This is a genomic window from Kiritimatiellia bacterium, assembly GCA_028715905.1.
In the GTDB taxonomy this organism is placed as follows: domain Bacteria; phylum Verrucomicrobiota; class Kiritimatiellia; order JAAZAB01; family JAAZAB01; genus JAQUQV01.
Genome location: JAQUQV010000037.1, coordinates 1 through 22,990, shown reverse-complemented (window position 1 = coordinate 22,990; position 22,990 = coordinate 1). Strand labels below are relative to the sequence as shown.

Here is a 22,990-nt window from a genome sequence, read left to right as displayed (position 1 = left end):
ATGCCGGTAATCGTTGCCATAGACGGGCCTTCCGCCTCCGGGAAATCAACCGTAAGCCGGAAGGTTGCGCAAAAGCTCAATTTCATCCATGTTGATTCCGGCGCCCTCTACCGGGGAGTCACGTGGTATTTCCTGAGTCAGCACGTCAACGTTCCCAATGACGCCGCGGCCGCCGCGGCGCTGCGGCAAATCCGCATGGAATTTTTAACCAGAGACAACGCGATAAAATTTTCCATTGACGGGCTTGAGCCGGACGCCGCATTGCGGTCCGAAGAGGTGAGCCGAGAGGTGAGCCGGATTGCCGCTTTGCCGGCGGCGCGGGAATGGGTTGCCCGCAAATTGAGGCAAATGCCGGCATTCGGCAATCTGGTCATGGAAGGGCGGGATATCGGCACCGCCGTTTTCCCGGAAGCGAGGTTCAAGTTTTATCTGGATGCCGCGCCCGAGGAACGCGCCCGGCGCAGATACCTTGAACTTAAAAATGCCGGCGCGCCGGTGGAATACGGGGAAATATTGAGTTCTATCATGAAACGCGACCGTTTTGACTCTTCCCGCTCCCTGGCGCCCCTCCGGACGGCGCCGGATGCGATCGTCATTCAGTCCACGAAAATGAGCGTTGACGAAGCGGCAAACGCCGTGCTCCAGCATATTCCTCCCGGCGCGGCTTCTCCGTAAAAAAAGCTCATCCCTGCCGCCGCAGGCCGTCCAGAAACCGCGCCATATCATCCGGCATCGGCGCGCTGAACTCCATTGACCGCCCCGTGGCCGGGTGCCGGAAACGGATTTTATGGGCATGCAGCATCTGGCGCTCGGCCCCGGCCGGCAAATCTCCGGTTGAGCGCCGGCCATAGCAGACATCGCCAACCACCGGATGGCGCGCGTGGGCAAGATGCACCCTGATCTGGTGGGTGCGGCCGGTTTCAGGCGAGAGGCGCACCAAAGAGTATTTGGCGAATTTTTCCAGGGTTTCGTAGCGGGTTACGGCGCTCCGGCCTTTTTTCGGAGCGGCGCTCATTTTTTTCCGGTCGGTCGCATGCCGCCCGATCATGGTCCTGATCGTTCCGTTCGGCGGCGTCAATACGCCGCGCGCAATCGCCAGATACTCCTTGTGAACGAGCCGTTCCTTGAACTGCGCGGCCAGGGAAGCGAGCGCGGCGCCGGTCTTGGCCACCGCTATGACCCCGCTGGTGTCCTTGTCCAGCCGATGCGCTATACCGGGGCGCAATTCGCCGCCGACCCCGGCCAGGGTGGGGCAGTGATGCAAAACCGCGTTCACCAAAGTGCCGGAATCGTGGCCCGGGGCCGGGTGCACCACCAAACCGGCCGGCTTGTCAATCACGAGCAGGCAATTATCTTCAAAGATAATTTCAAGCGGGATGTTTTCCGGTTTCAGCCCCGTCGGCCGCGGCGGCGGAAGGCATAGCTCAATTCGTTCGCCCGCTTTTGTTCCATGGCTTTCCTTGGCTCTTCGGGTGTTGACTGTAACCAGCCCGGCGCGAATCAACTGCTGAATCCTGGAACGGGACATTGCCGCGCCCATCTGTTGCGTCAGCCAGATGTCCAGGCGGACCCCGTCCCGGCCCTGCGCAACAATAAATATTCTGCGTTCTTCCATGTGGTTTTATCCCGCCGTGTATGACAACTCTCAGCGGCCCGGCCGGCTGGGTTTGCGCGCAAGGGCAATCCAGAGCGCCAATCCGGCCGCGAACAGCGCCAGGCTGACAAGTTGGGCAACCGGCGTTCCCAGCCAACAGAGCCGTTCATCGCCGCGCAGAAACTCAAGCAGGAAGCGGCCAAGGGAATAAGTCATGCAGTAAATTGCGAGCACCTCGCCGTTCTTTTTACGGCGACGGTAGGCCAGAAGCAGCAGCCCGTAAATCAGCAGGTTGAGCGCGGCTTCATACAACTGAACCGGATGGCGGTGGGCGTCATGCTGAAAGACACTCCAGGGCAGACTGGCGGCCTTGCCGTGGCAGCAGCCGTTTAAAAAGCATCCTATCCGGCCGAAAGCGTGGCCGAGCGGCAGGGCCGGGACGGCATAGTCCGCCAAGGCCAGGATATTTAAATGCTTGATCCGCGCGAAAACGACGCCGGCGAGAAAAGCCCCGATGAACCCGCCGTAATAAATGAGGCCGCCCTGGTCAATGCGGATAATGTTCCATGGATTCTGCAGGTAGACATGGATATTGGCCGTTACATAAGCCAGGCGCGCGCCGACAATGCCGGATAACATGAGCCAGAAGGCTAGGTCGGAACCGAAACCGGGAGAGCGGCCCTCGCGAACACCCAGAATGGTCAAATGCGCCGCTCCGGCCAGAAAACCGAGCGCCACCATGATCCCATACCAGTAAACCGGACGGCTGCCGACATAAAAACAGACGGGGTCCATACGTTTGCTCCAATGGAGAAAACATACTGGAAACATTATGTCTTTGCAACCCGTTAAACGGCCGGCCGCGCTTTATCCCAAATATTTTTCTGGCGCGGACAGCTGTCCGCGGTTATAATGGCTTTTGTCAGAAGTTCGCGGCTTTCCATGCACCGGGGCGCAGACCATGCATTCCGTCTTGACCAGGGTTCTGTTTGATATCATGTTTCCCCGCGCGTGCGCCGGCTGCCGGGGCCGGCCCGGCGGTGAATTTCTGTATCTTTGCTGGGATTGCCTGGCGCAAATCAAATTCATCAAGTTCCCTTATTGCCTCCTTTGCGGCAATCCGGCGTCTGGGATTCTCCCGCGGCAATACCTCTGCGCGGACTGCAGAAAGCGCCGGCCTTTTTTTGACTGCGCGCGTTCCGCCGCCCTCTACGACGGCTTGATGAAGGAAATGATGCTTGATTTCAAATACCGGCGGGCCGTCTGGCTGGGCCCCGATCTGGGACAATTAATGTGCGCGTGTTTGCGCGCGCATTTCCAAGTCCCGGAAATTGACATAATTGTCCCCGTCCCGCTGCATAAATCCCGGGCGCGGGAAAGGACATACAATCAATCTTTTCTGCTGGCCGGCGAAATCGCCCGCCGGCTCGGGAAAAGGCCGGTTGAAGGGCTCCGGCGGCTGACGGCGACGAAATCACAAACGCATTTGACATCCGCGGAGCGGGCGGCTAATGTCAGGGGCAAATTTGCCATAAACAGGCTTTGCGCCGTGCAAAACAGGCGCGTGCTGTTGATAGACGACGTAATGACCACGGGCGCCACGGTGAATGAATGCGCCCGGGTCCTCAAGGAGGCCGGAGCGCAGGAAGTGCTTGTATTAACGGCCGCGCGCGGTTAAACTGGCGGCATCAAAGCGCGAAGCCCGGTTTTTGCCTCGTGGTCCCGTCCGTTTCATCATAAGAGGAGGCTGGAAATGTTGTTCGGCCGCAAAAAGTACACAACGATCAGTATTCGTAAAAAGGATTTACCCGGCGGGTTGTGGGAAAAGTGTCTCAATTGCGCCGAGATTGTCTACAAGCAGGAAATTGAATCGCATCAAGGTGTCTGTCCGAATTGCGACTATCATTTCCCCATCCGCTGGAAAGAAAGGCTGAAAATCACGGCCGATGAGGGCTCATTTACGGAATGGGACGCCGATCTAGTCAGCGTTGATCCGCTGTCTTTTACCGGCCAGGCCGCCTATCCCGCCAAGCTTGAAGCCAGCCGGAAAAAATCCGGCATGAAAGATGCCATTATCTGCGGCCGGGCCGGGATAAACTCCCGCACCGCCGCGCTGGGGATAATGGATTTCAGTTTTCTGGGCGGCAGCATGGGGTCGGTGGTGGGCGAAAAGGTTACGCGCCTGTTTGAACGCGCTACTTCGGAAAAAATACCGGTGGTGATGTTTGTGGCCACGGGCGGGGCGCGCATGTATGAAGGCATGTTCAGTCTGATGCAAATGGCCAAGACCAGCGCCGCCGTGGCGCGCCATGCCGTGGCGCGTCTGCCGTACATTGTTGTCTTGACTCATCCGTCAACCGCGGGGGTCATGGCCAGCTACGGCGCCCTGGGGGACGTGATGATCGCCGAGCCGTACGCCCTGATTGGTTTCGCGGGTCCGAGGGTGATCAAGGAAACAACCCGCGAGGATGTGCCGAAGGGCTTTCAAAGATCGGAGTTTGTTCTGCGCCATGGCCTGATTGACATGATTATCCAGCGCAAGGAATTAAAAAAGACGCTCTCGCTCCTGCTGGAGTATATGGCGGGAAAGCCGTGAGACGGGGCTTGTAAGGCGCCGCAAATATGTCTGGAAACGGATTAAACAGGCGTCTAGAACGTCTTTACAAGCTCCATGCCGCCGGCATCAAGTTCGGGCTGGAGGCGGAAACCGGCCTGCTGGAGCTTCTCAACAACCCGCAGCGGGAGATAAAAAAAATCATCCACGTTGCCGGGACCAACGGCAAAGGATCGGTCTGCGCCATGCTGGCTTCCATCCTGCGCGCGGCCGGATTGAAAACGGGGCTTTACACCTCGCCCCACCTGAGGCGCGTCAATGAACGCATCCGTGTCAACGGCGCATGCATTCCGGACGACGATCTCGCCGCGCTTATTGAAAAAGTTGACCGTCTCGCCGAAGACTACTCGGGACGCGCCGGCGGTCGGCAGATCACTTTTTTTGAGTTTCTGACCGCTGTGGCGTTTGAATATTTCCGGCAGCAGGCCGTGGATGTTCTGGCGCTTGAAACCGGCATGGGCGGCCGGCTGGATGCGACCAATGTCATTACGCCGCAGGTTGCGGTCATAACCGGCGTCAGCCTGGAACACACCCAATGGCTCGGGCCGGATATTTCCTCAATTGCGGCCGAAAAAGGCGGCATCATTAAAAACGGGACGCCGCTTGTTGTCGGCCGCCTGCCGGAGGAGGCGTTCACCGTCATTGACCAGATAGCCCGGCTGAAAAACGCGCGGGTCATCAGGGCGGAACAGGCCGTAACCGTGAGCCGCAAGGAACAAACGTGGGACGGCCAAAAACTCAGCATTGAATCCGCGGCCGACTCCTACGGTACCGTCCGAATGCCCCTGCTCGGCGCTCATCAACTGGCAAACGCGGCGGTTGCGGTCGCGGCGCTTGAGGAATTTGCCCGGATTAGCTCCATGGATATTTCCGGGCCGGCGGTCAAAAATGGTTTCGCTTCCGTTTTCTGGCCGGGACGGCTGCAGGTCATTGCGCGCGATCCGGTTGCCGTCCTTGACGGCGCCCATAACCCGGAGGCGGCCGCGGCCTTGAACATTGCGCTTCGCGAATTATCCGGCGGGCGGCCCCTATCGCTGATACTGGGCATGTGCGCGGATAAAGACGCGGCCGGGTTTATCCGCAATCTGACCGTGCCGGTAAGGCGTTGCTGGGCGGTCGGCCTGGCGAACGAGCGCAGCCTGCCGCCCGCGGAATTAACGCGGCATGCCCGAAATGCCGGCTGGCCGTGTTCAACGGCCGCGCTCCCGCAGGCATTGGCGGAAGCCGAGCGGGCGGCGCGGGAGCAGGACGGGATTGTCTGCGCGGCCGGTTCGCTTTTTCTTGCCGGGGAAATATTGACATTACGGAAAGCTCCGGACGCGTAACCCGGGGAGGAGCGTTCTTTTCTTGTCTGTTTCCGGGGAAGATGGTAATTTTCTTTTCCTTGCCGGAGTGGCGAAATGGCAGACGCGCTGGACTCAAAATCCAGTGGTGGCAACACCGTGTGGGTTCAACTCCCTCCTCCGGCACAGTATTTTTGTAAGGCCTCAGTTTTGAGGGGGAGAGAGAAACCGTAGGGGCTTCGCTTGCGAAGTCCTCTTCAATAAAGACGGGCGCGCGACAAGCGCGGCCCCTACGAAGACTGGCCAATTGAATTGCCATCCACCCACATAACTGAGGGGTTACGTATTTTTTGTGTTTTCGGGTTGTCTTATCGTTTTTTTTATGTTATCGTTTTGAAAGTTGTTATATACTGTATTTGTTTTACCAGATAAACGGCAAAAACAGGCCTGGAAACAAGGTTCTGGAAAACGGACATGTCAACTAACCGGACAGAAAAGTATTGTTCCGCGGCGATTCTGGCGGCCGGCATGATGATCCTTACGGCCGCGGCGGAAAAGACCAATGACGTGCCTTTCGCCGACGATTTTGAAGTTTATACCAACCGCACCCCGCTGATTGACGGCACCAACGGCTGGTACGCTTCATCCAACGCCGTTATAGTCCAGACCAATATCGTCTATACCAACGGTGTCAGCGCCAAGGCCGCAAGCATTCCGCCCGATTGTTTCCTTTCCAACCGGTTTAACAAGATATCCAACAGCAACATCTGGCTGACCATGCACATCCGCCCGGCCCGCGATAACCTCGGCAATGCCGCCGATTATTATGTGACCAACAATCAATCCGCTGTCTTTTACGTGAACACCGGAGGATATTGCGTGGCTTATAACGGCACCAACGGCTGGAATGAGTTCAGCGAATTAATGGACGGCGGCGGCGCGCCGCAGATTGGAAGCAATGAATGGGGCCGGATTGATTTGCGGCTTAACACCAGCAACCACACATGGGCGTTGTTCGTCAATCATCAGTTGTTAAGCACCAATCTGGCCTTTGCCGACAGCAATTATTCCTCTTTTGCCGGTTTTGAAATCCTGGGGCCGGGAGAAAAGGACACGAATTATCCCGCTTCTTTTGCGGCAACGAGTTACCTTGACAATGTGTTGGTGGATTATCTTGCCCCTTCCGACATAACCGCCGCAACCAACAACTGGCGCCCTTTTATGGAAATGGACCTGACCAATATTTCACGCACGATCTGGAAAGGACAGAGCGCCTCAAGCAATTCTTTTCATGTCTGGAAATCAGCGGGTTGCCTGCCTCTGGATTTCACCAACACCATCACCTATACCAACTGCGGCGGATATACCAACTGGCTTTCGATTACACCGGCCAATGACACCAGCCATGGCGAACAGAGAACCGCCTGGATCGTCCTGACTAACACCGTCAATCTGCCGGTGAGCAATCAGCCCTATCAGGCCTTGGTTCAGATTGACGGCGCGGACGGATTTATGGGCGTCAGCGCCAGCAATTCACCGCAGTCCATTCTGGTATCGGTCCTTGTGCAGGGTCTGCCGCCGAGCCTGCAGGTGTTGCCGCTGGCTCTTACCAACACGGTTACCGCGGGCCATAACCCGCCCGGCCAGAATATTTACATTGCCAATACCAGCGCGACCCCCCGCGTTTCCATGACTTACGCCATTACTTCGGACAAGGAATGGATTACGCCCGGCGCGGCCAGCGGGTCCGTGGTGGATGAGACCAATGAAATTGCCCTGGCTTATTCAACCGCAGGTCTCGCGCCCGGCTGGCATACAGGCGTGGTGACCGTGACGGCCTCCGGCATCGCGACCCAGCAGGTTCAGGTGGTTATGCGCGTCAACAGCAGGCCGGGCCTTGCCTGGACTGCGGGCCAGCGGGCCTGGACCAATATAATCACCGAAGGAACAACTCTGCCGGGTTATACCTTTGAGGTATGGAACAGCAGCGGCGCGCCGACCGGAACCATGCAGTTTGCCCTGTCGGATAATGCCGACTGGATCAGCCTGTCTCCGGTCAGCGGAGAAAGTTCGGGGGACCGCCGGACCATTTCCGTGACTTACAATGTTGCTTCTTTGGCGCCCGGCGGTTATACGGGCACGGTCACGCTCGCAGGCACGGACGAGGCAACGGGCTTGGCCGCCTCCAACTCGCCCCTGAAAATAGTCGCCGACCTGCTCGTCAGGGGAAAAGCGTCCCTGGCCGTTGATACCGACAGCCTCTCAAACTCCGTTATGGCAAATTGCAGCGTAACCAACCTGGCCGCCTTCAATGTCTGGAACGACGCCGGTGTTCCCCGCGGCGGGTTGAATTATTCCATTACATCCCAGGCCGATTGGTTGAGCATCAGCCCCTCAAGCGGATTGCTGACCAACGAGACCGATACCATCACGGTCATATGGTCGGCCGGCAGCCGCGCGCCGGGAACATACAACGGTTCCATTATTGTTGACGCCACGGACGAACTGAGCGGCAGCCGCGCGCGGAACGCCCCCTGGACAATTAACGTCCGGATGACGGTTCTTTCCCGCTCTCCAAGTAATTATGAAAAGCCGACCATTTACGGCGCGCCCTACATCGGGCAGACTTTTACGGCCCGCAAGGGACTCTGGCAGAACATGGACCGCCTGACTTTTACCTACCAATGGCAGCGCGCCAACGACCCGGCCGGAAACGGTCTTACGAGTCTTGCGGGCGAAATAACCAGCAACCATGTGATCACCGCCGCCGACCGCGGGAAATATCTGCGGATTGCCGTGACGGCAACCGATCCCGTTCCTCCGCCGAATTCAGCGACCGCTTATTCCGATCTGGAGCCGGTGGCAAAAATAAGAGCGGCGCCGGACGATTTTGACGGCGACGGCATTGCCGACCTCTGGTTTTTTGACCCGGCCACCGGCATGTGGCGCGGCGCGTTCAACGCCAACGCCTTTGCCGAAGGTCAATTTGGCTGGACCGGCGTAACGGCCGTTCCAGCGGATTACAACGGCGACGGCATTCTGGACCTCGCGTTCTACGAAAACGCGCACGCCATGTGGTACGTTTATGTCATGCCCTCCGGGCCGATCATCAATGGCAGCCTTTTGGGCGGAATGACCGAAGAAACCCAGGCCACGCCGGTCCCGGCCGATTATGACGGCGATGGCTGCGCAGATGTCGCCCTTTACTGGCGCGGGTACTGGGCGATTCTTTATTCATCGCTGAACAGAATCGTGATTCTGCCGCCGATTGCCGGCATGGGCGCGGTTCCGGCCCCGGAGGATTATGACGGCGATCGGCTGACGGACATTGCCGTATATGATTCCGGATTATGGACCGTTTCAAACGCCTTCGGCGAAGTGTGGTCGGTTTCCCTCGGCAGTTCCGCCTGGCTCCCGGTGCCGGGGGATTACGACGGCGATAATATCGCGGACATCGGCGTTTACAGCCAGGTTTCCAATATCTGGAAAATGATATATTCCTCCTCGGGAGCCGTCCATTCCAGGTGCTTCGGATCCAGTTCGGGCGCGAACCTGCCCCGGCAGGGCTATTACGATCATGATCCTTATTGCGACCCGGCGGCAATGTATTATTCCGCGGACGGCGATTTTCTTATCTGGTGCGTAACGCGCACCAGCGACACCAACTTCACTTATCGCGGCCAATCATACCAGAAGAGCATTAACAACTGGCGGGTCAGCTGGTAATTTGCGCTCATCCGGCACGTTAACTCTTTCCTTGCATCTCTTCCGCAAAATGGTATTTTTATCCGCATTTGATCCCTGCGGAAAAATCTTAATTGAGGTCAACAATGTCCAGCAATCCATATCTGAAATTTGTTTCCGAATACGCACGCCTGATCAATGAGGGCACAGACCTTCAACTGGGCGGGTTCCCGTCCAAACCGCGGTCAACCCTTTCCAAAGAAGCGCCGCGCGCGCTCGTTTTTTCGCCTCACCCCGACGACGAATGCATTGTCGGCGCCCTGCCCCTGCGCCTTCTGCGCGAATTGAAAATGAACGTGATCAACGTGGCGGTAACGCTGGGCAGCCGCAAGGACCGCCAGATGGAGCGGCTGAACGAACTGCGCGGCGCCTGCGAGTATCTCGGATTCGGTCTTATTCAGACCGCCGCGACCGGCCTGGAAAAAATAAACCCGAAAAGCAGGGAACAGACCCCCGAACTCTGGGGCAAATCGGTTCAGATTGCGGCCAAAATAATCAACGACAATCAGCCGCAGGTGATTTTTGTGCCCCACGAAAACGACTGGAACAGCACGCATGTCGGGACGCAGCTGCTGGTGGCCGACGCCCTGCGCACCCTGCCGGAATCATTCTGCTGCTGGATCTGCCACACTGAATTCTGGGCGCCGATGAATAATCCCAACCTGATGGTTGAAGTCAGCGTGGCCGACCTTGCGGATACGCTCGCGGCCCTTTCCTTTCACGTCGGCGAGGTCCGCCGCAATCCCTACCATCTGCGGCTGCCGCCCTGGATGCAGGACAACGTGCGCCGCGGCGGCGAGCTGGTCGGCGGCCAGGGAGGAGCGGCGCCGGAGTTCGTATTTGCCGTTCTTTATCGTTTACAGAAATGGAACCGGCGCAAGCTTGAAGCCGCCCGTGAAAAGGGCCGATTTGTGTCCTGCAACGATTCGCTCAGTCTGATCTTCGGCTGAGCGGAAAGATCAGCGGTTTTCTTCCGCCTTCTTCCGCATCTCGGCGGTTTCTTCAAGATCGGAGAACCCGTCGCCGTCCGAGTCGGGGCTCAAGGGGTTGGTTTTATAGACGTGGATTTCGTCATAGTCGCAGATGCCGTCGCCATCGGCGTCTGCGCAAACCTTGACTTTTATCTGAATTTCACCCTTCATGCCGATCGGCAGGGAATAGTTTTTACGGAAATGGAGCTGCCCCGACCTTTCGGCAATTATATTGGTTTCTTTGCCTATAAAATAGGTCAGGTTGGTCTGCCCGCAGATCCGCATGATGAGGGCATTGGCCGGGGCGTTGACGCCGAAATGTTTCTTGTAAACAGCGGGATTTCCCTCGGGCCCGTAAGAGGCAAAATGGTCGTTCCACTGGCCCTCGGCCGCGCATTGAATAATCTGGCCGTGCTTGACCTTGATGCCGCTGTTTTGCCATGTCCGGTCGGCCTGAACCGTTACCGTGTATTCAACCGGCCCGGCGGGGTCAATTTTCGGCGGAACGTGGGCGCAGCCGGCCAGCGCGGCGGTTATGAGCGCGGCCAGCATGGCGCCGCGCCCGCGCGTTATTTTCAATGTTTGATTTTCAAATTTCAATTTATACCCGCGGTGATCCGGGCCATGCGGATTTTGCGTCCTTCCGCGGCCGGCCGTTTTTTTATCCGTTCTTGCGCTCAAATTCGCGCATGAAAGCGGCGAGCGCATCAACGCCTTCGGGCGGAAAGGCATTGTAAATTGAAGCCCGGATACCCCCGACCGAACGGTGTCCCTTCAATCCTTTCATGCCATGTTTTGAGGCTTCTTTGACAAACTGCTCTTCCAGCCCCTCGCTTGGCAGACGAAAAGTTACGTTCATGTCGGACCGGCATTCGCGCGCGGCCGTGCCTTTATAAAAACCGCTCTTGTCAATAACACCGTAAATTTTCGCCGCTTTCTCCCGGTTGCCGCGATAAATGTTTTCCAGCCCTTTTTTCAGCATCCAGCGCGAGACCAGCATCATAATGTAAATGCTGAAACAGGGTGGCGTGTTATAAAGCGAATTTTCCGCGATAAACGTCTTGTATTTAAGAATGGCGGGCAGATTGTCGGCGCCGCGCTCGGCCAGATCCTTGCGGATCACCACCAGGGCAAGGCCCGACGGCCCGAGATTTTTCTGGGCGCCGGCGTAGATAAGGCCGAATTGGTTGATATCAAACGGCCGCGACAGAATGTCCGAAGACATGTCGGCCACGAGCGGGCTTTCCGTGGCGGGAAAAGACTTCCATTGCGCGCCCGATATGGTTTCATTGGAGGTGATATGCACGTAAGCCGCGCCGCCGGTCAGCTTGAGATCGCCGGCGGCCGGCACCCGCGTCGGGATGTCTTTTGCGGTATTGGCGGCAATGTTGACTTTGCCGACAATGGCGGCTTCTTTGACGGCTTTGGCAGCCCACGCCCCGGAATTGGCATAATCCGCGGTCTGACCGGCGCCGAGAAAATTGAGGGGGATCATTGCAAACTGCAAACTCGCCCCCCCGGCCACAAAACACACGGCGTAATCGTCCGAACAATTGAGGAGACTGCGGTAATTGGCGACGGCCTCGGCATGGACCGCGTCATATTCTTTACCCCGGTGGCTGCTTTCCAGCAGCGACATACCCGAAGCCTGGTATTCAATCATCTGATCCCGGGCTTCTTCCAGCACTTCCACCGGTAAAACGGCCGGTCCCGCATTAAAATTATAAACGCGCGCCATAGCTTGGGCTCCCTTCAATATATGGTTTAAAATCAGATTCGGCTTTTGTCCGTCCCTCCGGCCCTTTATAATCATTTCCCGGACCGGTAACAAGACTTTTTTGTTGAAAACAGTTGACGCCGGCCTGCTATTATTATAGATTTAACCCCGACTATTTATAGGAAGGAGGTGATCCGCGCAAACCGGGGCACGCTGGGGCCAGACCGCGCAGGGCTTTACGGCTGGGACGGGATTGGCGCTCTTCCGCAGTGCCGGTAATCTAGAATAGCATGTTGTTTCTGAACGTTTAAAACGAAGTAATTGTTTTTGCAAAAGAAAAGGAATTCACAGAATGAAGAATAAAATTATCGCTTTGTCGTTTTGTCTGATGTTTGTAACATCTCTGGCGCTGGCCCAGGAAGCGGCGGCCCCGGCCGCCCCGGCCGCGGAAGCGGCTCCCGCCGCAGCCCCCGCCGTAGCCCCGGCCGCAGTAGTTCCGGAAGCGGCTCCCGCGGCGGCGCCGGCGGCTGACGCTGCTGCCGTTCCGGCCATTGTTCCGGCCGTGTCGGCAATGATGCCCTTGGAACTGCGCAAGACCGGCGTGGTCAGCGTTACCAAAGACGCCAGCGGCAACGTTACCGCCATCAGGCTGGTTGTTACCAGTTATGATATTCAACTGGATGAAGGCAGCAAACCCCTGGAAGCCATGGACGGACAGAAAGTCAGGGTAACCTGCACGCTCAGTCATGAAGGCGGCAAAAGAATTCTGACCGTCAAGGGCGTTGAGCCTGTTACCGAAGGCGGCGCGCTTCCTGAAGCGGCTCCGGCCGCTCCGGCGGCGGTTCCGGCCCCGGTGGCTCCCTAAGGCATTCCGTAAATTGCCAGAGCGAAACAAAAACGGCCGCAGTTTAAAACTGCGGCCGTTTTTTTTTCAGCCATTTTTCGCCGTGCCGGGGTAATGCCTCAGTTTCTTGGGTATTTTGGTGATTACCGCGTAATTTGATGTTTTGGAAAATGCGTGTCGCATTTCGTTCAAAAAATTTCCGGCGATTCCAGCCCATCTGTTCCGTTGCCGCGCTCGCGCATACACGAGTATAGCGCTTCACGCGGCGTCGGCACATCTGAGCCGGACTGGACGGATTTTTTCGAATCCCGCTCCGCGGGCAGCGAAATGCGCCGCGCGGATCATCTCGCGCCACAAAGACCCCTGGCGCGATACTCGCCCGTTTAGATCGCGGCCGGTTTGGCGGGATATCCGGCTTAAGACGAGTTCTGGAAAAACAACGCCGTGTAACGGTCTGTTTTCTGATTGGCCGCGATTTTATCGAGGGCGGCCTTGAAGGCCGCTTCAACATTGGAAGAACGCTTTTTCAACGTGTGCAAGACCGTCATCAGGATTTCGCGTGTTCTGGCGCCGGCATCGGATTGGGAACCAAAACTGAGCTTGCGGGCAATGACCAGGGGACGCAATTCGCGCGGCACATACATGCAATGTTGGCGGCCGTTTTCCATGAACATATAAACCAGCGCAGGATGTTTCTTGCCGCTGGCACAGGCTTTGCATCCTGGCCGAATACAGGGCTTCCTGATCTCGGCCAGTGATCCCCTGGCCAATGGCCACAACGCTCTTATTTCCTCGGCTATTATGGCCTTTTTCGTAGGAGCGCTGCCCCGCCAGCGCGATGTTTTAATTATTTCACACGTTCTGAGGCCTTACGTGCCGGGACCGGAAAACATGGCAACAGAGCGGGCGATACGCCCGGTCACGCGTGTTTTTCCGAGCACGGCCAGCATTTCAAAAAGTCCCGGCCCCATGGCAAGTCCGGAAACGGCGACCCGGACGGCGTGGATCAGCGGGCCGGCGCCGATTCCGGATTCCGCGCCGTATTGCCGCAACGCCTGCTCGCTTGCGGCGGCATTGAATTTTTCCAGTTTTTTAAACCGCTCGTTCAATTCAAGCAAACGGGGAAGAATATCATCGCCCGTTAAGAGCCTTTTTTTCACCGCCGCCGAATCGCAGGGATAATCCTCGGTAAAGAAAAACGCGCCCAGCGCGGCTATATCCGGGAAAATTTTGATCCGCGGCCGCATGAGTTCAAATACTTCGCCGGCGTATCCGGCATCCGCATCCGGTTTCCAGAGTCCATGCCCCGCCAGTATCCGGCGGCATTCCTCGGCCAGGATTTCGCGGGGCAAGGCTTTGATGTATTCGCCGTTCATCCAGCTTAATTTTTCAAGGTCCACCCGCGCCGGAGCCGACTTGACCCGGCTTATTTCAAACAAGCGGATCATCTCCTCCCGCGCCAGAATCTCGCGGTCATCGCCGGGAGACCAGCCGAGCAGGGCGAGGTAATTGAACAAAACATCAGCCAGATATCCCTTTTCGCGGAATTCACCCACGAAAGCAGTTCCGTCCCGTTTGGAATAGGGTTTACCCTGCGCGTTGACGATCATCGGCAGATGGGCGTATTGCGGGACGGCCGCCCCCAGGGCCTGGAACATGGCCGCATGGCGATAGGTGTTTTCAATGTGATCGTCGCCGCGGATAATATCCGTGATGCCCATGGCGATGTCGTCCGCCACGTTGGCCAGATGAAAAACCGGAGTGTTGTTGGAACGGACAATGACAAAGTCCTTCATGTCGGCGGCCGCCTTGCGCAACTGCCCCTTGATTGCATCCCGGAAAATGATATCCGTTCCGGGCATCTTGAAAACAACGCATTCCCCCTCCGGCGCGCCGTCCTTGCCCGTCCGGGGCGCGCGGTAGGCATGGCCGGAGGACAGCAATTTTTCCGCCGTTTCAAGGTGCGCCGCCAGCCGCGCCGACTGGTAGACGGGCGGCTCGTCCGGCTCAATCCCCAGCCAGTCCATGGCCGTGAAAATGGCCTGCAGGGCTTCCGGGGTGGAACGTTCCCGGTCGGTGTCTTCTATCCGCAGAAGAAATTTTCCGCCCGTGTGGCGGGCAAAAAGCCAGTTGAAAATCGCCGCCCGCATATTGCCAATGTGGACCTGGCCGGTCGGGCTGGGCGCGAAACGTACTCTGGTGCTCATGCTGACCTCGCAATGCGATTGTTGTGTTGTTTCTGCCGGGCGCCGGGCCCGGTTATGCCGTGTTTGGCCAGCATATATGAATTTCCCGAGAAATGAAAGTTGCTTTTGGCGGATATTATTAGTAGTGTTTCCGGCAATCCGGTGTTTTCAATTTCCATTAAAATTCTTTCAAAAGAGGTGTATTATGCAATTCAGGATATTTGACCTCCTTTTGCCGCGGGAAACGCAGTTTTACGCCTACATGCGGCAGCTGGCCGACGTTCTCGCGGAAGGGGCTAATTTTTTCCGGGATTTTATCAGCCGTTTTGACAAGCTCTCCGAGGCCGAAATGCATCTGAACCTGACCACGGTCAAGGATTATGAACTGAAGGGCGATGCGATTGAGATGAAAATCATTGACGAACTGCACAAGACTTTCATCACCCCCCTTGACCGCGAGGATATTCATTCCATCGCCATCGGCATTGACCGCGGACTAGACATTCTCAACAGTGTCGCCCAGAAAATTGAGGTTTATAACATCAGAAAATTTCCGCCGAACGTCGCCGCGTTTTCCGAGCTGATCGCCGATATCGCCGGGCAGATCGGACCGCTCCTGACCGCGCTTGAAAAAAAGAGGGGCGTGAACGAGGTGGTCGCCGCCATCCACACGATTGAAAACAAGGCCGACTATCTGTTTCATCTGAGCATGGCCGACCTCTTCAGCGGCTCCTATTCCGCCGTTGATATTGTGCGCTTCAAGGACGTTTACGAGCATATGGAGTCCTGCGTGGATTCCCTGGACTACATCGGCAAGGTTGTGCGGGGCGTGCTGGTGAAAATGGGCTGATGATATGATTGATCTTGTCCACCTGGCCGTTATTGTCATCGCGGTTGCGCTGCTGTTTGATTTTTTCAACGGGTTTCATGATGCGGCCAACGCCATCGCCACCATTGTCGTTACGCGCGCGCTGACGCCCCTCCAGGCGGTCGGACTGGCGGCGATGGCCAATTTTGTCGGCGCTTTTATCTTCGGCGTCTCCATCGCCCAGACCATCGGCAAGGGAATTATCACGCTTGAAAGCGTGACCGTGCCGCTTGTCCTGGCCGCGCTGGTCGGCGCGATTATATGGAATATACTGACGTGGCTCTGGGGTTTGCCGACCTCCAGTTCGCATGCGCTCATCGGCGGGCTCATAGGCAGCGCCATTGCCGCGGCCGGCTGGCAATCCGTGCTGTTGGGCGGGGTAACGAAAATATTCGCGTTTATTTTTCTCGCCCCGCTGTTGGGCATGGCCGGCGCCATGGTTTTCACAACCCTTATTTTCTGGATATTCCGCCGCGTGCAGCCCGGCGTCGCCAACGCTCTTTTCAGGCGTCTCCAGTTGATCTCGGCCACTTTTTACAGCCTCGGCCACGGCACGAACGACGCTCAGAAAACCATGGGAATAATTGTCATGACCATGTACGCGGCGAATCTTACCCAGTCGTTTCATGTTTCGTTGTGGGTCATTCTTTCCTGCCATGCCGCCATCGCGCTCGGCACCGCCTTCGGCGGGTGGCGGATTGTGCGCACCATGGGCACGCGCATCACAAAAATCCGGTCCATGGAAGGCTTCTGCGCCGAATCCGCTTCCGCCCTCGTCCTGCTCGGCACGGCGCATCTCGGCATACCGGTCAGCACCACGCATGTTATCTCCGGAGGCATTTTCGGCGTCGGCGCCGTGGAGGGAGCCGGCAAGGTGCGCTGGGGCACCGCGCGTAAAATTATCTGGGCCTGGATGTTGACCATTCCGGCCACGGCCTTCTTCAGCTGGGTAACCTACGGCCTGATAATGCTGTTGAAACGCGCCGGGGCATTCAGTTTTTAACAGCGGTAAGTCATGCTGGTTGATACCCATGTCCATTTTGACGGCTTGCTGGAGACGGACGCTCCGGTTGCGTTCATTGAACGCGCCCTGGCCCGCGGGGTGAAGAAAATGATTGCCGTGGGCGGTTCCGCCCGCGGCAATGAGATTGCCCTGCAAACCGCCGCGGAGCGCCCGGAAAACGTGCGCGCCGCGGTTGGTTTTGACCGCAGCCAGGCGCTCGGCGCGCCGGACCTGGCGGGGTTTGCCCGAATGCTGGAAAACAGGATGGCGGCGGCCGTCGGAGAAACGGGGCTTGATTTTCATGCGCCGGTTCCGCCGCGCGAAGCCCAAAAAGAGCTTTTCAGACTGATGCTGCAAAAAGCCCGGGAGCGCGTTTTGCCGGTGATAATCCACAACCGCGAGGCCGACCGTGAAATTCTTGAAATTTTGGAGGAACATGTCCGCCTCTGGAAGGGGCCGGCCGACAAAATCGGCGTCTGCCACTGCTTTACCGGAACGGAGACGTCCGCCCGGCGTTTTCTGAGCCTCGGGTTTTATATAAGTTTCAGCGGTATCCTGACTTTTCGCGCCCGGCATTCCGCCGCGCTGGCTGAAGCGGCCCGCGTGGTTCCGGATAACCGTCTCTTGATTGAAACCGACGCGCCTTTTCTCGCGCCGGAGCCTCTGCGCGGCCGGGTCAATGAGCCCGCCAACGTGCGTTACGTGGCCCGGGCCCTGGCGGATATCAGGGGAAAAACGCTTGAATCCGTCGCCGCCGTCACGACAAAAAACGCTGAAAATCTTTTCTGGGATAAAAAATAAGCCATGAGCCCTGAAATTCTTGTCAGCAACGACGACGGCTTTCATGCCCCCGGCCTGACCGCCCTGTACCGGGCGGCGGCCGGTCTCGGGAAAGCGATTGTGGTGGCCCCCGCCGCGGAACAGAGCGGGGTGGGACACGCCATCACCGTTTTCAACCCGCTTAAAGTCAGGAAACACAAATTTGACGGAAAGCACGCGGGCTATTCCGTTAACGGGACGCCGGCCGACTGTGTCAAAATCGCCTGCGGGGTTCTGCTCCGGAGGCGGCCCGCCCTCGTGGTCAGCGGCGTCAACCTCGGCCCGAACGTCGGCATCAGCGTGATTTATTCCGGCACGGTTTCCGCGGCGGCGGAGGGCGCCATCCTCGGCGTTCCCAGCATGGCGGTTTCGCTGGACACGTTTAAAAATCCCCGCTGGGACACGGCCGCGCGCATTGCCCGGCTATTGGCCGGTGAAATTATGCGGAGAGGCCTGCCGCCGGCCACCATGCTCAACGTGAACATTCCCAACCTTCCCTTGAAAAAAATAAAGGGGCTGGCCATAACGCGGATGGGCCGTTCGCGTTTTGCGGAAGTGTTTCACCGCCGGATTATGCCGCGCGGCGGCGATTATTACTGGCTGGACGGCGTGCTGGAACCGCAGGAAAATTTGCAAGGCACCGATATCCAGGCGGTCAAGCAAGGCTATGTTTCCATAACGCCGGTTACCTTTGACCTTACAAACCGCGCCGTCCTGCCGGAATTGGCAAAATGGGATTTAAAACTTTTCCGGGGCGGCCGTTCCCGTTGTTAATTCCGCCGGCGCGCGTATCTTATTTTCAACGCCGAACTCGCGCAGTTTGCGGTGCAGCGTGCGGCGGTTGATGCCGAGCCTTTGGGCGGCCAGCGTGCGGTTGCCGCCGGCGGCCTCCAGCGCCGCCATGATCATCCTGCGGTTGGCCTCGCGGATTGAGCTCGCCGCAAGCGGGGCCGCCGGCGCAGCCGGCTGAGGCGCGGAAAACCGTTTGTCCGCGCGCACGGAAGCCGGCAGGTCGCGCAAAGTCAGTTTTGGGCCCCGGCCGAGGACCACCATTCGCTCAATAACGTTCCTTAATTCGCGCACGTTCCCGGGCCAGTCATAAGCAACCAGGGCATCCACGGCGTCCGAACTGATATCCTCAATTTTGCGGTTGTTTTCCAGAGAAAAATCATGGAGAAAATGTCTGGCCAGCAAGGGGATGTCATCCCGCCGTTCCCGGAGCGGCGGCAGGATGATTGTTACCACGTTCAGCCTGTAAAAAAGGTCGTTTCTGAATTTACCCTCCTGCACGAGTTTCTGCAGGTCGTTATTGGTGGCCGTAACCAGCCGGATATCGGCCTCCAGGGTTTCCTGGCCGCCGACTCTTTCAAATTTCCACTCCTCAAGCACGCGCAGCAGCTTGACCTGGATCGCCGGCGCGATCTCCGAGATTTCATCCAGGAAAAGAGTGCCGGCTTCCGCCATCTCAAACCGCCCGCGCCGCCGTTCCGAGGCGCCGGTAAAAGCCCCTTTTTCATGGCCGAAAAGCTCGCTTTCCAGCAGACTCTGAGGGAGCGCGGCGCAATGGACCGCAATAAACGGCCCGCGCGCGCGCGGACTCAGGTTATGAATGGCATGCGCCACCAGTTCCTTGCCGGTGCCGCTTTCGCCCTGAATCAGCGCCGTGGCCCGCGAGGGAGCGACCTGTCTTATTAATTTGAATAATTCGTCCATCGCCGGCGTCCGGCCGATAATCGCCTCCAGTCCGTATCTTTTGTCAAGCTGGGTGCGCAAACTCCGGTTTTCATTTTCAAGCTGGCGCGAACGCAGGGCGCGGGCGATCACGAGCTCCAGCTGATCCAGATTCAGGGGTTTGGTCAGAAAATCATAAGCGCCGACTTTCATCGCTTCCACGGCTGATTCAATGCTGCCGTATGCGGTGAGGACAATGCAGACCGGCCGCGATTCATGGGCGAGGGCGCGCCGGACCAGCGCCAGGCCGTCCATGCCCGGCATGCGCAGGTCGGTCAGTAGTATATCCACCTGGCTGCCGGCAAGCAACTGCAGGGCCTTTTCGCCGTTGTCGGCCTGGAGAGTCCGATATTTGCCCGTCAGCGTTCGCTCCAGCCCTTCGCGCGCATTCTTTTCGTCTTCAACAATCAGAATGACTGGTTTTTTACTCACTCGTTTTTTCCTTGCCGGGAAGAGTTTGAAGGCGCGCCGCGCCGTTTGCGCGGCGCCTTGAGCAGGCGCACCCGCCGCTCGTCCAGCGGCAGATAAATTGTAAAAGTTGTGCCGGATTTCGGCTGACTGTAGACTTCTATTTCTCCGCCGTGGTTCCGGATAATCCGCTGGACGATGAGAAGCCCCAGCCCGCCGCCGCGGCCCCGGTCCCCCGGCCAATTCGGTTTGAAGAGGCGGCCGGCCTGTTCCGCGGACATGCCCTCGCCGTTGTCTTTGAAGGAAACGCCCACCTGGCGGTCGTTGCTGAAGAGGGTTATTGTCAGGAACCCGCCGCTGGCCATGGCCTGCAGGGCGTTTTTAATGATATTGAAAAAGGCCTGTTTGATCTGATGGCGGTCAATTGAAATGGCGGGGACCGGCTCGGGCATCTTGACGTCCACGATGACATCTCGGTTTTCTATTTCATGTTTCATAAAGGCGACGGTTTCCCTGAGAACTTCGTCTATTTTCCATAATTGCCGGTGGGGCGCCGCCGGCCGGATCGCCTTGAGAAACTGGGTAACGATCATGTTTAAACGCTCAACCTCGCCGCCGGCCACCTTGACCAGCTCCCGCATGTTGTCCTGCTTCCTTTCCGGAGAACGCTTCAGTTCCCGTTCCAGCAATTGCAGGTGAATATGGAGCGAATTGAGCGGATTGCCGATTTCATGGGCCACGCCGGCTGCCAGAAAGGTCAGAGCGTTCAGGCGCTCGGACATCAAAACTTTGATTTCTTTCTCGCGTTCCGTGGTTATATCGCGGAGAATCACTACGGCGCCCCGCGTCTGGCCTTTATCAAGGGAAATAGGCATGATGTATAGATTGAGAAAACGTTTTTCTGGATAGGTGATTTCCAGCTCGCGGCTGATCAGTTTTGACCACTCCGCTCCTTCAGGATTAAGGGCGCGTTCCCATTCAACCTCCTTTAAATAGCTGGAAATAGGCTGGCGGCAGGCCTTTTCCATCGTAAAACCCAGCATGAGCGCGGCCGTGTTATTGGCATAGGCAATACAACCGCGCTGATCCAGCACGATAATGCCGTCCCGTAACACGTTAAAAACCGTTTCCAAAAGCCCTTTTTCCTGCCACAAACGCATGAATTGAACCTGCAGGTCCTGCGGATCAAGCTTGTCAAACCTTTCTATCAGTTTATCTAAAAATTCAGCCTTCATATTTATTGCCGGAAAAAGTCTTTTTTTAGAAAAAGAAAAAAACAGTTGACAATACCTGTTTGATATCGGATTATGCCGTTCAGACTGGTAAATTAAAACAAAAAAGTGAAAAATTGCCATGGCAAAAATCCTCCTAGTTGACGATGAGGCCAGCATTCTGAGCGTTTTGAGCGTCCTGCTTAAGGCGGAAGGATACGAGGTCGTCCCCGTTGATAACGGGGAAAAAGCCCTGGAGCTTCTGAAAACCACGCCGTTTGATCTGATGATTTCCGACATCCGCATGCGCCCAATGGACGGGATCACCCTTTTGAAAGCGGCCCGCGAACTGAAGTCCGCCATGTCGGTATTGATGGTAACCGGTTACGGCACGATTGAAACCGCAGTGGAAGCTTTAAAGTACGGAGCTTTTGACTATATTACCAAGCCTTTCAAGGTGGACGAACTGCTGATTACCGTCCAGCGCGCCTTGGAATACAACCGGACCATCAATGAAAACCTTGATCTCAAGGCGCAATTGACCGGGAAATACAGGTTTGAAAATATTATCGCCGAGAGCCGTTCCATGCAGCATGTCTGCGAAATGATAGAGCGCGTCGCTCCGACCGACGCGACCGTGCTCATTTACGGCGAAAGCGGCACCGGCAAGGAACTGGTGGCGCAGGCCATTCATGCCCACAGTCCCCGTAAAAACAAGAAATTTCTGCCGCTTAATTGCGCCGCCCTGCCGGAACCTTTACTGGAATCGGAGCTCTTCGGACATGTCAAGGGCGCTTTTACCGGCGCGGCTTCCGATAAAACCGGACTCTTTGAGGTGGCAAACAACGGCACGCTCTTTCTGGATGAAATTGACTCCATGCCGCTCGGCATTCAGGCAAAATTACTGCGCGTCCTGCAGGATAAACAAATCCGGCGGGTTGGCGGAAATGAGCCGATTTCGGTTGATGTCAGGGTGCTTGCCGCCACCAATACGCGTCTGGAACAATTGATTGCCAAGGGAACTTTCCGGGAGGATTTGTATTATCGCCTGAGCGTAATCCCCATTGAAATAAAACCGCTGCGCGAACGAAATGAGGATATTTTGCCGCTTGTTTATCATATTCTCCGCCGGGAATCAGGCCCAAATAAGGAATTGCCGAACATTGAACCGGAAGCGCTTGCTATTTTTGAGCAGTATGCCTGGCCCGGTAATGTCCGCGAACTGGAAAACGCTCTCAAACATGCCCTTACCTTTGCAAAAAATAATGTGCTGGATAAGGATTGCCTCCCCCTGAAAATAGTGCAAATGCCATCCATAAAAGGTCCGGACACCAGACGCGAAGATTATAAAGGAAAATCATTAAAAGCGTTTTTGAGAATAAAAGAAAAAGAGTATTTAGCCGACGTTTTAAAGGATGCTAATGGCGATAAACAAAAAGCGGCAAAATCCTTAAGAATAAGTCTGGCTACTTTATATCGTAAACTGCCAGAAACACAGGAATAATATCAAATCTGTGTATTATATTTTAGAAAATGATATAACCTGAATTTTGCACGCAAAGCGCGTAAAATTCATCCGAAGGGCCGTGATGTGTCTGTAATAACGGGCGCAAACTGGGTTAACCACGTTAGTTTTTGAAACAACCAAATGAAAACTTCGGGTATAAATATATACCACAGGAGCGGCAACTGTATTTGATCAGTGTAGGAGCCGCATCCCTATGCGGCGATTCCGAAGCGATCCGCATCCCTATGCGGCGATTCCGGACGGCAAAGCATACATCGCCGAACAGTGGTTCGTCTCCTTGATTTTACGCTTTTTTGGCATGATTTATGCTCTATTTTATGATGAATATCAGTGTCATTTTGAAAAATGGCTGAAATCACGCACAATCTGAAAAGTTTTTGATGGCGGCACAGCCGTCTTGGAAAGGGGGTGGAAGAAGAACCAAGTTTGCACTGAATACGATGAAATCAACCGGAAGCGGTTGTTAACA

General features: G+C 56.5%; 20 protein-coding genes and 1 tRNA gene. 13 read left to right on the top strand and 8 right to left on the bottom strand.

Annotated elements, in window-relative coordinates; all coding sequences use genetic code 11:
• Window positions 1-675: (d)CMP kinase (gene cmk / locus PHP98_08200; protein MDD5483616.1), on the top strand; the 675-nt coding region annotated here is incomplete at its 5' end.
• A 7-nt stretch (window positions 676-682) separates the two neighbouring features.
• Here the strand turns inward: cmk and PHP98_08195 are convergent.
• Both PHP98_08195 and lgt read right to left on the bottom strand, forming a co-directional pair.
• Window positions 683-1,615: an RluA family pseudouridine synthase gene (locus PHP98_08195; protein MDD5483615.1), complete on the bottom strand. Its 933-nt coding sequence runs from the start codon at window positions 1,613-1,615 to the stop codon at window positions 683-685.
• A 30-nt stretch (window positions 1,616-1,645) separates the two neighbouring features.
• Entirely contained in the window at window positions 1,646-2,389 is a 744-nt protein-coding gene (lgt, locus tag PHP98_08190; GenBank protein MDD5483614.1) for a prolipoprotein diacylglyceryl transferase, read from the bottom strand.
• Between the two features lie 166 nt (window positions 2,390-2,555).
• Between lgt and PHP98_08185 the strand changes: the two genes are divergently transcribed.
• The 6 genes from PHP98_08185 to PHP98_08160 all read left to right on the top strand — a co-directional run bounded on the left by PHP98_08185 (window position 2,556) and on the right by PHP98_08160 (window position 10,185).
• Window positions 2,556-3,272, top strand: coding sequence for a ComF family protein (locus PHP98_08185; GenBank protein ID MDD5483613.1), 717 nt, complete (start codon window positions 2,556-2,558; stop codon window positions 3,270-3,272).
• 75 nt (window positions 3,273-3,347) lie between these two features.
• On the top strand, window positions 3,348-4,190 hold the full coding sequence (gene accD, locus PHP98_08180; protein ID MDD5483612.1) for an acetyl-CoA carboxylase, carboxyltransferase subunit beta: 843 nt from the start codon (window positions 3,348-3,350) through the stop codon (window positions 4,188-4,190).
• A gap of 26 nt (window positions 4,191-4,216) precedes the next feature.
• Entirely contained in the window at window positions 4,217-5,533 is a 1,317-nt protein-coding gene (locus PHP98_08175; protein ID MDD5483611.1) for a bifunctional folylpolyglutamate synthase/dihydrofolate synthase, read from the top strand.
• A 61-nt stretch (window positions 5,534-5,594) separates the two neighbouring features.
• Window positions 5,595-5,677, top strand: a tRNA-Leu gene (locus tag PHP98_08170).
• A 288-nt stretch (window positions 5,678-5,965) separates the two neighbouring features.
• Window positions 5,966-9,217: a hypothetical protein gene (locus tag PHP98_08165; GenBank protein ID MDD5483610.1), complete on the top strand. Its 3,252-nt coding sequence runs from the start codon at window positions 5,966-5,968 to the stop codon at window positions 9,215-9,217.
• A gap of 104 nt (window positions 9,218-9,321) precedes the next feature.
• Window positions 9,322-10,185: a PIG-L family deacetylase gene (locus tag PHP98_08160; GenBank protein MDD5483609.1), complete on the top strand. Its 864-nt coding sequence runs from the start codon at window positions 9,322-9,324 to the stop codon at window positions 10,183-10,185.
• Window positions 10,186-10,194: 9 nt separating this feature from the next.
• On the opposite strand, the gene PHP98_08155 is transcribed toward PHP98_08160, so the two are convergent.
• Both PHP98_08155 and serC read right to left on the bottom strand, forming a co-directional pair.
• Window positions 10,195-10,785 (bottom strand): hypothetical protein, encoded by a 591-nt coding sequence (locus PHP98_08155; GenBank protein MDD5483608.1) that lies wholly within the window; start codon window positions 10,783-10,785, stop codon window positions 10,195-10,197.
• An 82-nt stretch (window positions 10,786-10,867) separates the two neighbouring features.
• Complete coding sequence (serC, locus tag PHP98_08150; protein ID MDD5483607.1) at window positions 10,868-11,944, bottom strand: 3-phosphoserine/phosphohydroxythreonine transaminase; 1,077 nt, start codon at window positions 11,942-11,944, stop codon at window positions 10,868-10,870.
• A gap of 331 nt (window positions 11,945-12,275) precedes the next feature.
• Between serC and PHP98_08145 the strand changes: the two genes are divergently transcribed.
• On the top strand, window positions 12,276-12,788 hold the full coding sequence (locus PHP98_08145) for a hypothetical protein (GenBank protein MDD5483606.1): 513 nt from the start codon (window positions 12,276-12,278) through the stop codon (window positions 12,786-12,788).
• A 395-nt stretch (window positions 12,789-13,183) separates the two neighbouring features.
• Here the strand turns inward: PHP98_08145 and PHP98_08140 are convergent, their stop codons facing one another.
• On the bottom strand, window positions 13,184-13,537 hold the full coding sequence (locus PHP98_08140) for a hypothetical protein (GenBank protein ID MDD5483605.1): 354 nt from the start codon (window positions 13,535-13,537) through the stop codon (window positions 13,184-13,186).
• 99 nt (window positions 13,538-13,636) lie between these two features.
• Window positions 13,637-14,974, bottom strand: coding sequence for a glutamate--tRNA ligase family protein (locus PHP98_08135; GenBank protein ID MDD5483604.1), 1,338 nt, complete (start codon window positions 14,972-14,974; stop codon window positions 13,637-13,639).
• Window positions 14,975-15,158: 184 nt separating this feature from the next.
• On the opposite strand from PHP98_08135, the gene PHP98_08130 reads away from it, so the two are divergent.
• The 4 genes from PHP98_08130 to surE are packed head-to-tail and all read left to right on the top strand — an operon-like array spanning window position 15,159 to window position 18,417.
• Window positions 15,159-15,803: a DUF47 family protein gene (locus PHP98_08130; protein ID MDD5483603.1), complete on the top strand. Its 645-nt coding sequence runs from the start codon at window positions 15,159-15,161 to the stop codon at window positions 15,801-15,803.
• Window positions 15,804-15,807: 4 nt separating this feature from the next.
• A complete protein-coding gene (locus PHP98_08125; protein MDD5483602.1) occupies window positions 15,808-16,824 on the top strand; it encodes an inorganic phosphate transporter in 1,017 nt (338 codons plus the stop codon).
• Between the two features lie 12 nt (window positions 16,825-16,836).
• Complete coding sequence (locus PHP98_08120; protein MDD5483601.1) at window positions 16,837-17,625, top strand: TatD family hydrolase; 789 nt, start codon at window positions 16,837-16,839, stop codon at window positions 17,623-17,625.
• 3 nt (window positions 17,626-17,628) lie between these two features.
• Window positions 17,629-18,417, top strand: coding sequence for a 5'/3'-nucleotidase SurE (surE, locus tag PHP98_08115; GenBank protein ID MDD5483600.1), 789 nt, complete (start codon window positions 17,629-17,631; stop codon window positions 18,415-18,417).
• Here the strand turns inward: surE and PHP98_08110 are convergent.
• The gene (locus PHP98_08110) at window positions 18,382-19,806 is read right to left on the bottom strand and encodes a sigma-54 dependent transcriptional regulator (GenBank protein ID MDD5483599.1); all 1,425 of its coding nucleotides are present in this window, start codon (window positions 19,804-19,806) and stop codon (window positions 18,382-18,384) included. The genes surE and PHP98_08110 overlap by 36 nt on opposite strands.
• A complete protein-coding gene (locus tag PHP98_08105) occupies window positions 19,803-21,017 on the bottom strand; it encodes an ATP-binding protein (protein ID MDD5483598.1) in 1,215 nt (404 codons plus the stop codon). The genes PHP98_08110 and PHP98_08105 overlap by 4 nt, the downstream gene beginning before the upstream one ends.
• A 118-nt stretch (window positions 21,018-21,135) precedes the next feature.
• Here PHP98_08105 and PHP98_08100 point away from each other — a divergent pair, with 118 nt between their 5' ends.
• Entirely contained in the window at window positions 21,136-22,497 is a 1,362-nt protein-coding gene (locus PHP98_08100; GenBank protein ID MDD5483597.1) for a sigma-54 dependent transcriptional regulator, read from the top strand.
• The last annotated feature ends 493 nt before the right edge of the window (window positions 22,498-22,990 follow it).